14 protein-coding genes are annotated in these 12,517 nt (G+C 63.6%); 4 read left to right on the forward strand and 10 right to left on the reverse strand.

Features of this window, described 5'->3' with window-relative positions; genetic code table 11:
• The 4 genes from SPHN_RS17635 to SPHN_RS17650 form a co-directional block, all read left to right on the forward strand.
• On the forward strand, positions 1-773 hold a 773-nt coding region (locus SPHN_RS17635), incomplete at its 5' end, for an ArsB/NhaD family transporter (protein ID WP_248525163.1).
• A complete protein-coding gene (locus SPHN_RS17640) occupies positions 770-1,093 on the forward strand; it encodes a YnfA family protein (protein WP_055763308.1) in 324 nt (107 codons plus the stop codon). The genes SPHN_RS17635 and SPHN_RS17640, both read left to right, overlap by 4 nt.
• Positions 1,093-1,851 carry an arsenical resistance protein ArsH gene (gene arsH / locus SPHN_RS17645; protein ID WP_055763304.1) on the forward strand — a complete coding sequence of 253 codons (759 nt, stop codon included), beginning with the start codon at positions 1,093-1,095 and terminating at the stop codon, positions 1,849-1,851. The genes SPHN_RS17640 and arsH overlap by 1 nt, the downstream gene beginning before the upstream one ends.
• 451 nt (positions 1,852-2,302) lie before the next feature.
• Entirely contained in the window at positions 2,303-2,491 is a 189-nt protein-coding gene (locus SPHN_RS17650) for a hypothetical protein (RefSeq protein ID WP_041394287.1), read from the forward strand.
• A 112-nt stretch (positions 2,492-2,603) separates the two neighbouring features.
• Here SPHN_RS17650 and SPHN_RS17655 read toward each other — a convergent pair whose 3' ends face one another.
• The 10 genes from SPHN_RS17655 to SPHN_RS17700 are packed head-to-tail and all read right to left on the reverse strand — an operon-like array spanning position 2,604 to position 11,942.
• Positions 2,604-2,846, reverse strand: coding sequence for a hypothetical protein (locus SPHN_RS17655; RefSeq protein ID WP_248525164.1), 243 nt, complete (start codon positions 2,844-2,846; stop codon positions 2,604-2,606).
• A gap of 10 nt (positions 2,847-2,856) precedes the next feature.
• On the reverse strand, positions 2,857-3,774 hold the full coding sequence (locus SPHN_RS17660; protein ID WP_248525165.1) for a cation diffusion facilitator family transporter: 918 nt from the start codon (positions 3,772-3,774) through the stop codon (positions 2,857-2,859).
• Positions 3,774-4,142 carry a CopM family metallochaperone gene (gene copM, locus SPHN_RS17665; RefSeq protein ID WP_248525166.1) on the reverse strand — a complete coding sequence of 123 codons (369 nt, stop codon included), beginning with the start codon at positions 4,140-4,142 and terminating at the stop codon, positions 3,774-3,776. Before copM ends, SPHN_RS17660 begins: the two co-directional genes overlap by 1 nt.
• A 59-nt stretch (positions 4,143-4,201) precedes the next feature.
• Complete coding sequence (locus tag SPHN_RS17670; protein WP_248525167.1) at positions 4,202-4,885, reverse strand: ZIP family metal transporter; 684 nt, start codon at positions 4,883-4,885, stop codon at positions 4,202-4,204.
• 31 nt (positions 4,886-4,916) lie between these two features.
• Entirely contained in the window at positions 4,917-5,288 is a 372-nt protein-coding gene (locus SPHN_RS17675; RefSeq protein WP_248525168.1) for a hypothetical protein, read from the reverse strand.
• Positions 5,285-5,791: an SRPBCC family protein gene (locus SPHN_RS17680; RefSeq protein ID WP_248525169.1), complete on the reverse strand. Its 507-nt coding sequence runs from the start codon at positions 5,789-5,791 to the stop codon at positions 5,285-5,287. The genes SPHN_RS17675 and SPHN_RS17680 overlap by 4 nt, the downstream gene beginning before the upstream one ends.
• Before the next feature lie 55 nt (positions 5,792-5,846).
• A complete protein-coding gene (locus tag SPHN_RS17685) occupies positions 5,847-9,065 on the reverse strand; it encodes an efflux RND transporter permease subunit (RefSeq protein WP_248525170.1) in 3,219 nt (1,072 codons plus the stop codon).
• A gap of 4 nt (positions 9,066-9,069) precedes the next feature.
• Positions 9,070-10,242 carry an efflux RND transporter periplasmic adaptor subunit gene (locus SPHN_RS17690; protein ID WP_248525172.1) on the reverse strand — a complete coding sequence of 391 codons (1,173 nt, stop codon included), beginning with the start codon at positions 10,240-10,242 and terminating at the stop codon, positions 9,070-9,072.
• On the reverse strand, positions 10,239-11,552 hold the full coding sequence (locus tag SPHN_RS17695) for a TolC family protein (RefSeq protein ID WP_248525174.1): 1,314 nt from the start codon (positions 11,550-11,552) through the stop codon (positions 10,239-10,241). Before SPHN_RS17695 ends, SPHN_RS17690 begins: the two co-directional genes overlap by 4 nt.
• Before the next feature lie 57 nt (positions 11,553-11,609).
• A complete protein-coding gene (locus tag SPHN_RS17700; RefSeq protein WP_248525176.1) occupies positions 11,610-11,942 on the reverse strand; it encodes a hypothetical protein in 333 nt (110 codons plus the stop codon).
• Positions 11,943-12,517: the final 575 nt, after the last annotated feature.

Here is a 12,517-nt window from a genome sequence, read left to right on the forward strand (position 1 = left end):
TTGCCGATTATGCCTCGGTGATGGTGCCGGTCGATCTGGCGTCGATCGCCGCGACGCTGGTCGTGCTGCTGCTGTTCTTCCGGCGCGACATACCCGCCAGCTACGATGTGGCGCAGCTCCGCGCGCCCGCTGATGCGATCCGTGACCATGCCACATTCAAGGCGGGCTGGGTCGTCCTCGCCCTGCTGCTCGCCGGCTTCTTCTTGCTCGAACCTATCGGCGTGCCGGTCAGCGCCGTCGCTGCTGCCGGTGCCGTGCTCTTGCTGGTCATCGCCGCGCGCGGCCATGTCATCCAGACGCGCAAGGTGCTGGCCGGCGCGCCGTGGCAGGTCGTGATCTTCTCGCTCGGCATGTACCTGGTCGTCTATGGCCTGCGGAATGCCGGACTGACCGACCATCTTGCCGGCCTGCTCGATCGCACCGCGCAAGGCGGCGTTTGGGGTGCGGCGTTCGGCACCGGGATCATTGCCGCGCTGCTGTCGTCGGTGATGAACAACATGCCGACCGTTCTGGTGGGTGCGCTGTCGATCGACGCGACGCACGCCACGGGCGCGATCAAGGAAGCCATGATTTACGCCAACGTGATCGGGTGCGACCTTGGCCCGAAAATCACACCGATTGGCTCGCTCGCGACGCTGCTCTGGCTGCACGTCCTCGGGCAAAAGGGCATTCGGATCGGCTGGGGCTATTACTTCAAGGTCGGCGCGACGCTAACGATTCCGGTGCTGCTGGTAACGCTCGCGGCACTCGCGATCAGGATCAGCATGGGATGACGGCACTCGTATATCTGGCCGCGTCGCTCGCGGAAATCGCAGGCTGCTTTGCCTTTTGGGCATGGTTGCGGCTGGGCAAATCGCCCCTGTGGCTGGCTCCGGGCGTGGTATCGCTTGTGCTGTTCGCCTGGCTGCTGACACGCGTGGACAGCGATGCAGCAGGGCGGGCCTATGCAGCCTATGGCGGCGTCTACATCTGTGCATCGCTGATCTGGCTGTGGGCTGTCGAAGGGGTGAGGCCCGACCGCTGGGACGCTGGTGGAGCGACACTCTGCCTGATCGGCACCTGTATCATTCTGCTTGGCCCAAGGACCGCCTGATGCCGCTTCGCGCCCTCTCTGACCCCGATCATCTACCCGCCCTTGATCGGCGCTATGCGCTCGATCGTCCTGCCCTTGGGCTGGGCGCTGGTGATCCACCTCCGCGCATACTGTTGCTCTACGGCTCTTTGCGGGAGCGGTCCTTTTCGCGGTTGTGCGTTGAGGAAGCCGCTCGCCTGCTGCAATTCTTCGGCTGCGAAACGCGAATCTTCGATCCTTCGACGTTGCCGCTGCCCGATCAGGTGACGGGGGACGATCACCTGGCCGTCCACGAGCTACGCGAACTGTCGATGTGGTCGGAGGGGCATGTGTGGTGCAGCCCCGAGCGCCACGGCCAGATCACCGGCATCATGAAGCTGCAAGTCGATCACCTGCCGCTGTCGATGGGTGGGATGCGCCCGACGCAGGGCCGCACGCTTGCCGTCATGCAGGTGTCGGCCGGATCGCAGTCGTTCAACAGCGTGAACACCCTGCGCGTCCTCGGCCGTTGGATGCGAATGGTGACGATCCCAAACCAATCGAGCGTCGCGAAGGCGTTTGCGGAGTTCGACGAAAGCGACCGAATGAAGCCTTCGGCCTACTATGATCGGATCGTGGATGTGATGGAGGAGCTGGTGCGCTTCACGGTCCTTCTACGCCCGCACACCACGCAGCTTGTTGATCGCTATTCCGAGCGAAAGGAGGCAGATGTGCCGATCGATAGCGCCACGGACCTTTCGAGCATCGCAACCTCGCCAACGTACCGGAAAGGCGAGTAAAGTTCTCTTAGTGTGGCGAACCGCTCCTCCGACATTGTGCATCACTGAGTGTGCTTCTAGATGCATCCAATGAAACGCCGGGCTCGCCCATTCTCCAAGATATTGCGTTCCATGGCGTTTTTCGTCCTGGCAGTGATGTTGCTGGTCCGGCTTGGCCCGCTCTGCGAGACGATGGCGATGGCCGCGCCTCCGGCTGCGTCCGCGATGATGGACTGCGCCAGCAAATCAGCAGGCACTCCCATCAAAAAGGCGCCTGCGTCGGCTTGCGCCATACCGTGCGTTGCGGTTGCCGGCGAAACCGTCGAGCATATCGGGCTGGTTCCGTCCTCCCGTCTTTCGCCTTGGCCGGCTCCACAGACGGGCCTTTTAGGCATGGCATACGCTCCGGCCACACCCCCTCCGCAAACCGTGTGACGTCGAACATCATCACACGTAAATCTCGGAGAATATCATGACCAAGTTCAAGCTCATTAGCGCTGCCTTCGCCCTCACCCTGTCGACCGGCGCATTCGCCGCTGTCGCCAATTGCTGCGCGGACATGGCGTGCTGCAAGGACGGTGCGGACTGTTGCAAGGATGGCGCAAAAGCCAAGGCTGCTGACTGCTGCGATCATGCCAAGGGCGGCATGAAGCACGGCTAAGAGTCGGATAGGGGCGGGCAACCGCCCCTATCAAACCGCAATATTCCGTCGCGCTATTTTCCTACATCGTGAGAATGGATATCCCGGGCTGAACCTGTCCGATGTCTGCCTTTCAATCCTCGCCATTCGCGCGAGGGTTCAGCCGCTGCATTCGCGGCCCCCGTTTCACCCCCTCGCGCCACGGGCGCATCGTCGAGGGCAAAGAAAGGCGCAGCGTTGCCGCTCGCCCGCGTATCGCATCCTGCGTCCGCCCCATGTCGCGCGCGATCTGGCTGACCGTCTGGCGTGCATCGATCCTCTTGCGCAACTCGGCATCGTCTACGTCCGACCAGACCCGCCCGCGATTACCGGTCAATCTCGCGGTCTCATGGGTGCAGGTGATCCTTTTCCTCGCACGGTTCCGAGCGACCTTCCGTCTGGATCGTAGCATGTTCGATTCCGAACCTCTCATCGAGGGTTTTCGTCACCGCAATCCTGACGCCATCGGGATCGGCACCTTCGCCAAGCGTCACATGCGCGGTGCAATTGATCTCATCCGAGGCCATCGACCAAACGTGCAGGTCGTGCACGCCAGCGACGCCTGGAATGGCGGCGATCGTCGAGCGGATCTCCGGTAGCTTCAGCCCGCCGGGTACGCCTTCAAGCAGCACGTTGATCGTGCCCTTCAACAGAACCCATGTGCGCGGCAGAACCCATAGCCCGATACCAACTGCAATGACTGGATCGACCCAGGTCCAACCTGTGAAGCGGATGGCGAGCGCGCCGAGGATGACGCCGACCGAGCCGATCATGTCGGCCCATACCTCAAGATACGCGCCCTTGACGTTGAAGCTTGCATCCTTGCCGGCAGTCAGCAGGCGCATTGAGGCAAAATTTACGACGAGGCCAATGACTGCCACGATCAACATCCCGGTCGACTGGATCGACTGCGGCTCGCGGAAGCGCTGGATCGCCTCATAGAGAATATACATGGCAACGACGAACAGCAGCATCGCGTTGAAGGTTGCTGCTAGGATCTCCAGGCGCTTGTAGCCAAACGTCCGCTTGTCGTCGGCAGCCTTCTTCCCGAGGTGGATTGCCATCAATGCGATAACGAGGCCGGCAACATCGGTCATCATGTGTGCCGCGTCGGACAGCAGCGCGAGACTGTTAAACACGAAGGCTCCGACGACTTCAGCCACCAGGTATGTCGCGGTAAGCGCCAGCGCCCATCTGAGCATCTTGGCGTTGGCACCAGCAGTATGGTCGTGGCTATGCCCGGCTTCGCCGTGATCATGGGCCATTATCGGGTTTCCTTTTTGGCGGCCTGGCGTTCGGCTAGCCAAGTCTGCATCGTTCTAATTTCGGTTTGCTGCGCTCGGATCACCTCCTGCGCCATGGCACGTATTTTTGGATCGGTGCCCTTGGCGAGTTCCTGACGCGCCATCTGGACCGCGCCTTCATGGTGCGGAATCATACCACGCAAGAAATCGGTATCGGCGTCGCCGGTCGACGTCATGCCCGCCATCTCATGCGTCGAACCCGACCCATGAATTGCATCGCTCTTGTCCGATGTGTTCGACCTGAACGAGTTTCTAGGTTTTTCGACGGAACATGCAGACAGGGCGACCGCAGCGGTCAAACAGACCCACCGCGCCGTGATGATCGACATTGTTTTCTCCTTATTGAATCGTTCGCGCCGTGCGTCGACGCCGCCCAAGACCAAGCCCATCACATTGCGATCTCCTCGATCAGCAGCAGGGCGAGGAAGCCGACAAAGAACATGGCGCTAATGAGCGGAGAGTCCGGCTTCTCGTGCGCCTCCACCAGCAGTTCCTCGGTGACGAGGTAGAGCAGGGCCATCAGGCCGAAGCTCAGGAACCCCGTGATCCATACCGGCGACAGGAGCGCCACCGGCTGCGCAACAAGAGCGCCGATCGGCACCAGCAACGCCAGCGCGCAGGTCAGGCCGATCGCCTTCATCTTGCGATACCGGCTCGTCAGATCGTTGGTGAGTGTCAGGGCCAGGAACAGCACTTCGAGCGTGAGCGCGACCGCCAGCAACGTGCCCGCCTTCTCACCGGCGATGAACGCCAGACCGAGGACCAGGCCATCAATGGCAAGATCGAGCCCGATCGCCGCGAGTAACGCCACGGGGCCTTCAAACCGGCCTTCCGCCGCCTTGAGGCCGAGCATCACCGCAACGCCAATGGCACCGCCAATCAGCGTCGCGGTCGGCGATCCGCCGTGCATCACCAGCGGCAGGATCTCGGTTGCTGCCGCGGCAAACACGACGCCAGCCGCAAGATGCTGCATCGCCGCGACCAGCTTTTCACCGGGGGTGCGCCATCCAGTAATGAGCGCGCCGATCACGATCGCGAACATGGGAATCAGGGAGAATTTGAGTGCTTCCATCGCTAGCGTTTCCCGGTGTCTTCAAAGTCGATCACAGCGCGTTTTCCTTCGTGCAGACGACCGGGCCTTTGCCCGGTGCCTCGATTTTGATCTGATTGCCGGCGAACGTCGCGCTTTCCGCGTCGCCGACATATTGAAGGCCCTGCAACGGAGCGGTCAGGACGGTCGGAGCAGCGCGCCCATCGCGCCGAAACTCGACCGTGAGCCCCTGATCCTTGAAGTCGACGATGAGCGACCGATCATCGTTGCAAGCGTAGAGGTGGCGGCCCGGTGTTCCATTCGACACGCCGCTGTCGCCGGCATGGATTTCCTGTTCGGTAGGCGGCCCTTTCTGCGGCTCCTCAGAGCAACCGGCCAAGGCCAGAACGACGCAGAATCCCAATCCAAGCTGATAGTTCGTCATCGCTGCCTCCGCTGATTGCGCGGACTCCGTGCGCCTGGATGCACAGATGCGGTCCGGCCTTTGGATGTCGGCACGGCCGGTAGACGCCGAAGCTGGCGATCCAGGCACATGTCCGATTGCACTAGGCTTGCCTGGAGTTTGCGCCGCATCAGTGCCCATAGTGGACGGGCGAAGATGCCTGAGAAGCGCAGGCTATGGCGCAGGCGCGTCCCGGCAGGATCGCTTTCCAGCGCGTAAGATTCCTCGAACAGCAAGAACCTGGCGACGCCTGCCGTCCATGCGAACGCCAACGGCTTATCGGCGCGGATAATGTCCGCCTTGGCTGTTACAGCCTTGTCCAACCCGCGAATGCGGAACGTGTAGTCGGCATCACCGCCGCAGACCGCGGCACCCGAAAGCTGAATGAACGGCTTCCACTGCGGGTGGCCGGCGAAGTCCGTGAGAACCGTCCAGACACGCAGCGGGGATGCGGTGAAGGTCGTTACATTGTCGATCGTCGTCATGAGCGAGCCTCCTTTCCTGAGGCGTGGGGGAGGGCACGGTCGTCCTCCCCCACGATCACGCGATTTGCGGGAGCGGTGCGGTGTCGTCCGGGTCGTCGACCTTGACGGCCTGCTGCCCGAACCGGGCATAGAGCGTCGGCAGCACGAACAGCGTCAGCAGCGTTGCCGAGATCAACCCGCCGATGACCACAGTTGCGAGCGGCTTCTGCACTTCCGCGCCAGCCCCGCTGGCGAACGCCATCGGCACGAAGCCAAGACTTGCGACGAGCGCGGTCATAACCACGGGGCGTAACCGCTGAAGGGCACCCGTATGCGCCGCTTCGGCCCGATCCATGCCGGAGCGGATCAGGTCTTGCACCGAGCTGACCATGACGAGGCCGTTGAGGACCGCGATGCCCGACAGCGCGATGAACCCCACCGCGGCTGAGATCGAGAAGTCCATGCCCCGGACGAAGAGCAACAGGACGCCGCCCACCAGCGCGAACGGCACGCCGGTAAACACGATCGCCGCATCGCGCACCGATCCCAATGCCCCGTAGAGCAGGAACAGGATCAGCACGAAGCAGGCCGGCACCACGAGCTGAAGCCGCTGGCTGGCTGACTCCAGATTTTCGAATTGCCCGCCCCATTCGAGGTAACTGCCCGCCGGCAGGCGTACCCCGCTCGACACGGCAGCCTGTGCATCTGCAACTACGCTGCCGACATCGCGCCCGCGCACGTTCGCCTGGACGACGACACGGCGTTTGCCGTTCTCGCGGCTGATCTGGTTCGGCCCGTCGACGACGCCGATATCGGCGACGCTGGACAGCGGCACGTAACCACCGCCGGCTACAGGCACCTGCACCTGTTCGAGAAGCCCCAGATTGGCGCGCTCTGTATCAGACAGACGGATGACGACCGGGAAACGCCGGTCGCCCTCGAAGATCATGCCGGACTCGCGTCCCCCGAGCGTGGCGGTGATGGTGTCCTGCACGTCCTGGGCAGTGACGCCGACCCGCGCCATCGCGTCACGATTCACCCGAATGTCGAGCATCGGGAGCCCCGTCGTCTGTTCGACCTTCACGTCCGCCGCGCCTTGCGTCTTGCGCAGGACGCCGGCGATCTGTTCGGCAGTGCGGTTCATACTGGCGAAGTCGTCGCCGAACACCTTGACCGCGATGTCGCCGCGCACGCCAGCGATCAGCTCATTGAATCGCATCTGGATCGGCTGCGTGATCTCGTAGGCGTTACCGGGAAACTGCCCCAGCTTGCTTTCCAACCGCTCGACCAACGCGGCCTTTTCTAACTTCGGATCAGGCCACTCGGCATGCGGCTTTAGAATGACGAACATGTCGGTCGCGTTGGGTGGCATCGGGTCCGAGGCCAGTTCGGCCGTGCCTGTCTTGGAGAAGACGAACCGGACTTCCGGCTGTTTCGAGACCATCCGTTCGATCGGGACTTGCATCGCCTGGCTCTGCTGAACCGACGTCGCCGGGATGCGCAGTGCCTGGATCAGCAAGTCACCTTCGTCGAGCTGGGGAAGGAACACCTGCCCAAGCGTCGTGAAGGCGAGCGCCGCTAGCACGAGGCTGACAACGCCGGCACCAATGGTGATTGTCGGCCGCTTCATCGCCTTTTCAAGGCCTGGTTCGTAGCGCTTCTTCAGCCATGATATGATCCGGCCGTCCTCCTCGTTCACCTTCCGCGACAGCCAGATAGCAATCGCCGCAGGAACGAACGTCAGCGACAAGACGAACGCGAACAGCAGCGCGATGATGACGGTAAGTGCCATCGGTACGAACGTCTTGCCCTCGACCCCGGTGAGGGTCAGCAGCGGCACGTAGACGAGGATGATGATCGCCTGCCCGTAGACCGAGGGCCGGATCATCTCGCGCGCCGCGGTTGCGACCGCCTCCAGCCGCTCCTTGACGCTCAATAGCCGGCCTTCGTGATGCTGCTTCTCGGCGAGACGCCGCAGGGCATTCTCGACGATGATGACCGCGCCATCGACAATCAGCCCGAAGTCGAGCGCCCCCAGACTCATGAGGTTTGCCGACACGCCCAGTCGCAGCATTCCGAACCCGGTCAGCATCATCGTAACCGGGATGACCGCGGCAGCGATCAGCGCCGCACGGAAATTGCCGAGCAGCAGGAACAGCACGACGATGACGAGCAGCGCGCCCTCGGACAGGTTCTTGGCGACCGTCTTGATCGTCGAATTGACCAATGCGGTGCGATCGAGAACTGGCTGCACCACCACGTCGGGCGGCAGGGAGGCGTTGATGGTTTTTAACCGGTCGGCGACCGCCGTTGCCACGTTGCGGCTGTTCTGGCCGATCCGCATGATCGCGGTGCCGACGACGACTTCGGTGCCGTTCTCCGATGCCGAGCCCATCCGGATCGCCTGTCCCGTCCGGACGGTTGCGACCTGATCGAGCGTGATCGGCACGCCCTCGCGGGTCGCGACGACGGTGCGCGCCAGTTGGTTCGCGTTGCGTACCAGCGCGTCCGAGCGAACCGCCAGTCCCTCGCCGTTGCGATTGACGAAGCCCCCACCGACGCTGGTGTTGTTCTTTTCGAGCGCGGTGCCGAGATCGGTCAGCGTGATCTTCAGCGACGCCAGCTTCTGCACGTCGGGTACGACAAGATACTGCTTGGCGTAGCCACCAATGGAGTCGATGCCTGCTACGCCCGGGACGTTCTTCAGCAGCGGTGTGACGATCCAGTCTTGCGCGGTCCGGAGATAGGTTGCCTTGTCTTCCTCAGTCGTCAGCCGCTCGCCTTCCGGCGTAATATAGCTGCCGTCCGGCTGCTGGCCGGGTTCGCCGGGACGATGCTTATCGTCCTTTCGGTGTTCGAGCCGGACGGTCCACATATAGACCTCGCCAAGCCCCGTCGCGATCGGCCCCATTTCCGGGTTCACGCCTGCGGGCAGGCCTTCCGCGACGCCCTGCAATCGCTCGCCGACTTGTTGACGGGCGAAGTAGATGTCAGTGGATTCGTCGAAGACCGCGGTAATTTGCGCAAAGCCATTGCGACTGAGCGAGCGCGTATTGTCGAGGCCCGGGATGCCGGCGAGTGCGGTTTCGATCGGGAACGACACCTGCTTCTCAACCAGCTCCGGCGAGAGTGCAGGCGCACGGACGTTGATCTGCACCTGATTGTTGGTGATGTCCGGCACTGCGTCGATCGGCAGCCGGGAAAGCGAAAAGGCGCCGATGACGGCGACGATGGCGGTGAGGAGCAGGACAAGCCAGCGCTTCTCGACCGCCCAATTGACGATGCGAGCGATCATGACATCAATCCTCGTCTGCCGCTTCACCCTTGCCGAGTTCGGCCTTGAGCGTGAAGCTGCCGGTGGTGGCGATCTGCTCCTGGCCCGTCAGGCCGGAGCGAATGATGACAGTATCGCCGGCTGCGTCGCCGAGCGTGACCGGGGTCGCTTGGAACCCCTTGGGCGTGCGGACGAACACGACCGACTTGCCCTCGACCGTCTGAACGGCCGTCGTCGGCACGCGAACCGCGTTGCTGCCGCCACTGCCGCTGAGCTGGACCGCAGCCGTGACGGGCTCGCCGACGCGCCACTGACCGCCCCCATTGTCGAGCGACGCGATGACCGGCACCTGCCGCGTCTGCGGATCGAGCGCGGGCGATACGAAGCTGATGCGGGCGCTTGCCTGCCGCCCCGGTGCCGTCACCGTCACGATGTTGCCCGGCTTCACCCGACCGGCATCCTCGGGCTTCAGGTTGAGCGCCAGCGACACCCGCCCGAGATTGGCGATGCGATAGAGTTCGCTGTCTGCTGCGACCGTCTGCCCTAGCACGACCGGTCGGGCGATGACTTGGCCCGCGATCGGTGCGACGATGCCGAGCCGGTTGAGCCCGCCTCCGCCCCCGCCCGCGGCCGACACTTGGCTTTGCGCCTGTCGGTAGGCGATGCGCGCCTCGATCGCTGCTGTCCGTGCGGCGATCAGATCCTGCTCGGGCGACACACGCTGCGCAAACAGCCGCTGCTCGCGGCCAAGGTTCGAGTTGGCGAGCGCAAGCCGGGCACGCGATGCCTCGACCTCACCCTTGAGCTGTGCCGCCTCGCGGCTTTCGATGACGGCGATCGTCTGCCCGCGCCCGACCGATTGGCCGAGGTTGCGCGTGAGTGCTACGACACGCCCGCCGATCGCAGCCGAGACAACCTGCGTCCCCTGCGGGTCGCCCTCGATCGTCGCTGGCAGTTCGATCGTACCCGCACCGCCCGTCAGTGGGCGGCCGATCTGAACTCCGGCTGCGGAGATCTGGTCCGCCGAAAGCGTCACAGCACCCTCATCGGCACGGGCGGTGCCATTGTCACCGGCTTCGGCACCGGCTGCGGTTTCGTTAGCGGCGGTTTCGTTGCTGCCCTCGGAACTACTGCCGCAGGCCGCGAGCAACAGAGCGAGGCCGAACGGCAAAACGCCGCCCGTCAGGATGGTCTTCATCGGTCGGTTCCCCCGGTGTTGGTGGTCGGCGCGGGCGCGGTCAGCCGTTCCAGTCGCGCACGGGCGTTCTGATAGTTGGCAAGCGCGTCGATCGCGGCGACGCGCGTCTCGGCGAGCGTGCGTTCGGCATCGAGAAGATCGAGCTGGCCGAACTTGCCCTCGCGGTAGCCAATCCGAGCGATCCGGGCGGCTTCCATTGCTGCTGCCAGTGCCGGTCCGACCGCGGCACGCGCGGTCGTTGCCGCATTCGCAGCTTCGGCTTGCGCGTCCGTGATCGCCTGCTCGACGTCGAGTGCGGTGACACGACGAACGGCTTCCGCACGACTCCGCTCCGCAGTCGCCTGGGCGATGGCGGCGCGGCCGTTGTTGAAGAGCGGGATCGGGATCGAGATCGCGAACACCGCGGCGGTGTCGTTGGTCGCCTCCAGTCGCCGGAGCGCTGGTCCGACGTTGATGTCGGGCACGCGGTTGGCGCGGGCGAGCCGGATGCCGGCGTCGGCGATGGCAAGATCCGCATCTGCTGCCGCCAGTGCCAGCGTGCCGACGGTCTGAGCCGGTGCGGCCGGGCCGAAAGTCGCCGATGGCAACCGATCCAGCAATCCTGCGTCGAGTGCACCGTCGATCGGACGGCCGAGACGGCGTGCAAGGTTCGTCCGCGCAGCTTCGGCAAGCCGGGTCAGGCGCTCGACATTGGCATCAGCGTTGATGCGGGCGACGTCGGCGCGCTGCTGCTCCAGCGGTGACGCGCGGCCCGCCTGGACGCGGACCGACGCACCGCGCAGCACTTCTGCTGCGATCCGCGCCTGGTCACGCGCCGTCACCAGTCGGCGTTCTGCCGCGATCGCCTCGACATAGAGCTGCGTGATCTGCACACGAATATCAGCCGCGACGATCGCGCTCTGGAGCTGTGCGCGCGATATCTGAGCATCGGCAACGCCGATGCGTGCACCGCGCTTGCCGCCAAGCTCGATCGGGATCGCGACCCCTACCGTCGTTTCGGCACTCCGTACGCCCCTATAAGGACCGGAGCCGACGACGTTCTCGACCTGCCCCTGAAAGACGGGGTTGGGTCGCAGTCCGGCCACGGCGCGCGCGGCCTGTGCGGCCTCGACCGACGCGGTTGCAGCCGCACCCGAGGGCGCGGAGCCGCCTGCGGCCGACACGGCTTGATCGAGCGAGAAACCGGGCAGTGGCTGTGCCGCGGTCGGCGTTTCGGCCGGGGTGGTCGCCTGCGGCGACTGCCCCTGTTGCGCCTGCGCGATCGATGCGCAGGACGCCGCGACCAGCATGGCCGCGAGCATTGTTTTCATGGAATATTGATCCTGACAGAACACGTCGGGCCGGCAGATGCCGGCAAGCGGGTGTCGTCAGGCGGCTGGGGGCCTCAGCGCGGGATCGATCACATGCGACGCGATGGCACTGGCAGGTGTGGGAAACGGACGAAGGCCGCTCACACGGGCCATCAACGGCAGCGTATCACTTGCCGCCACATCCAGTGTTTGACCGTGGCAGGTGGCATGATGGTGCGGCACCGCCTTGTCAGCATCGCCTTGCGATTGATCGGCATCGCCGTCGCTATGCACCGTGCCGCTGCACTCGATAGTCACCGGTCCTGGAGTCTCACGCGCATGCACGGTCGCCGTCATCACCAGGGACGACGCGATCATGACGAGCAAAAAAGACCAGAGGCGAAGCAGCATTGCATGCCGCTTAGTCGAAATCCTGTGGAGTGTCACCGTTGAAGGTCGGGTGACACGGGTAGCACTTGCTAGCGCTACGACGTTTCCGATTAGGAAGGTCCAGCAAGACAGTCGGGCAGTTTGGGCCGATCACCTCCGTCATGACCGACAGGCTTTCCCGAAACTTGTTCCCGAATGAGTTTTCCCGAAATTGCTCGCTGGACATGGAGAAACGGGACGCTCCGCAAACGAGGGTTTGCGTGACGATCGCTGGTCCTGTTCGATCGTGGGCGATCCATGTCACGCAACCCGTCACTGGATCTATGCGCCACAAAGGCTCGGCTTAGCGTACGATTCCGAACATCCTCTCACCGGTCCCCTAGCTAGCGGCGCTTGCGCCGCTTCTGTGACGCCGAAGGCGGCACGAAAGGAAAGAGCATCGGCCGTTAGGCCGATTCCATAAGCCGTCCTTTGGTTCGTCGAACGGTGCAGTGACATTAAGTGATTCTGTTAAATAGGAATCTTAAAAAGGTTAAGGGTCAAAAAGACCCTAGTTTCTGCCCTGTTTTCAGTACCTTACCGATATAGGCGGTGGG

Origin of the sequence: Sphingomonas faeni (genome assembly GCF_023195535.1) — a bacterium.
Lineage (GTDB): Bacteria > Pseudomonadota > Alphaproteobacteria > Sphingomonadales > Sphingomonadaceae > Sphingomonas > Sphingomonas faeni_B.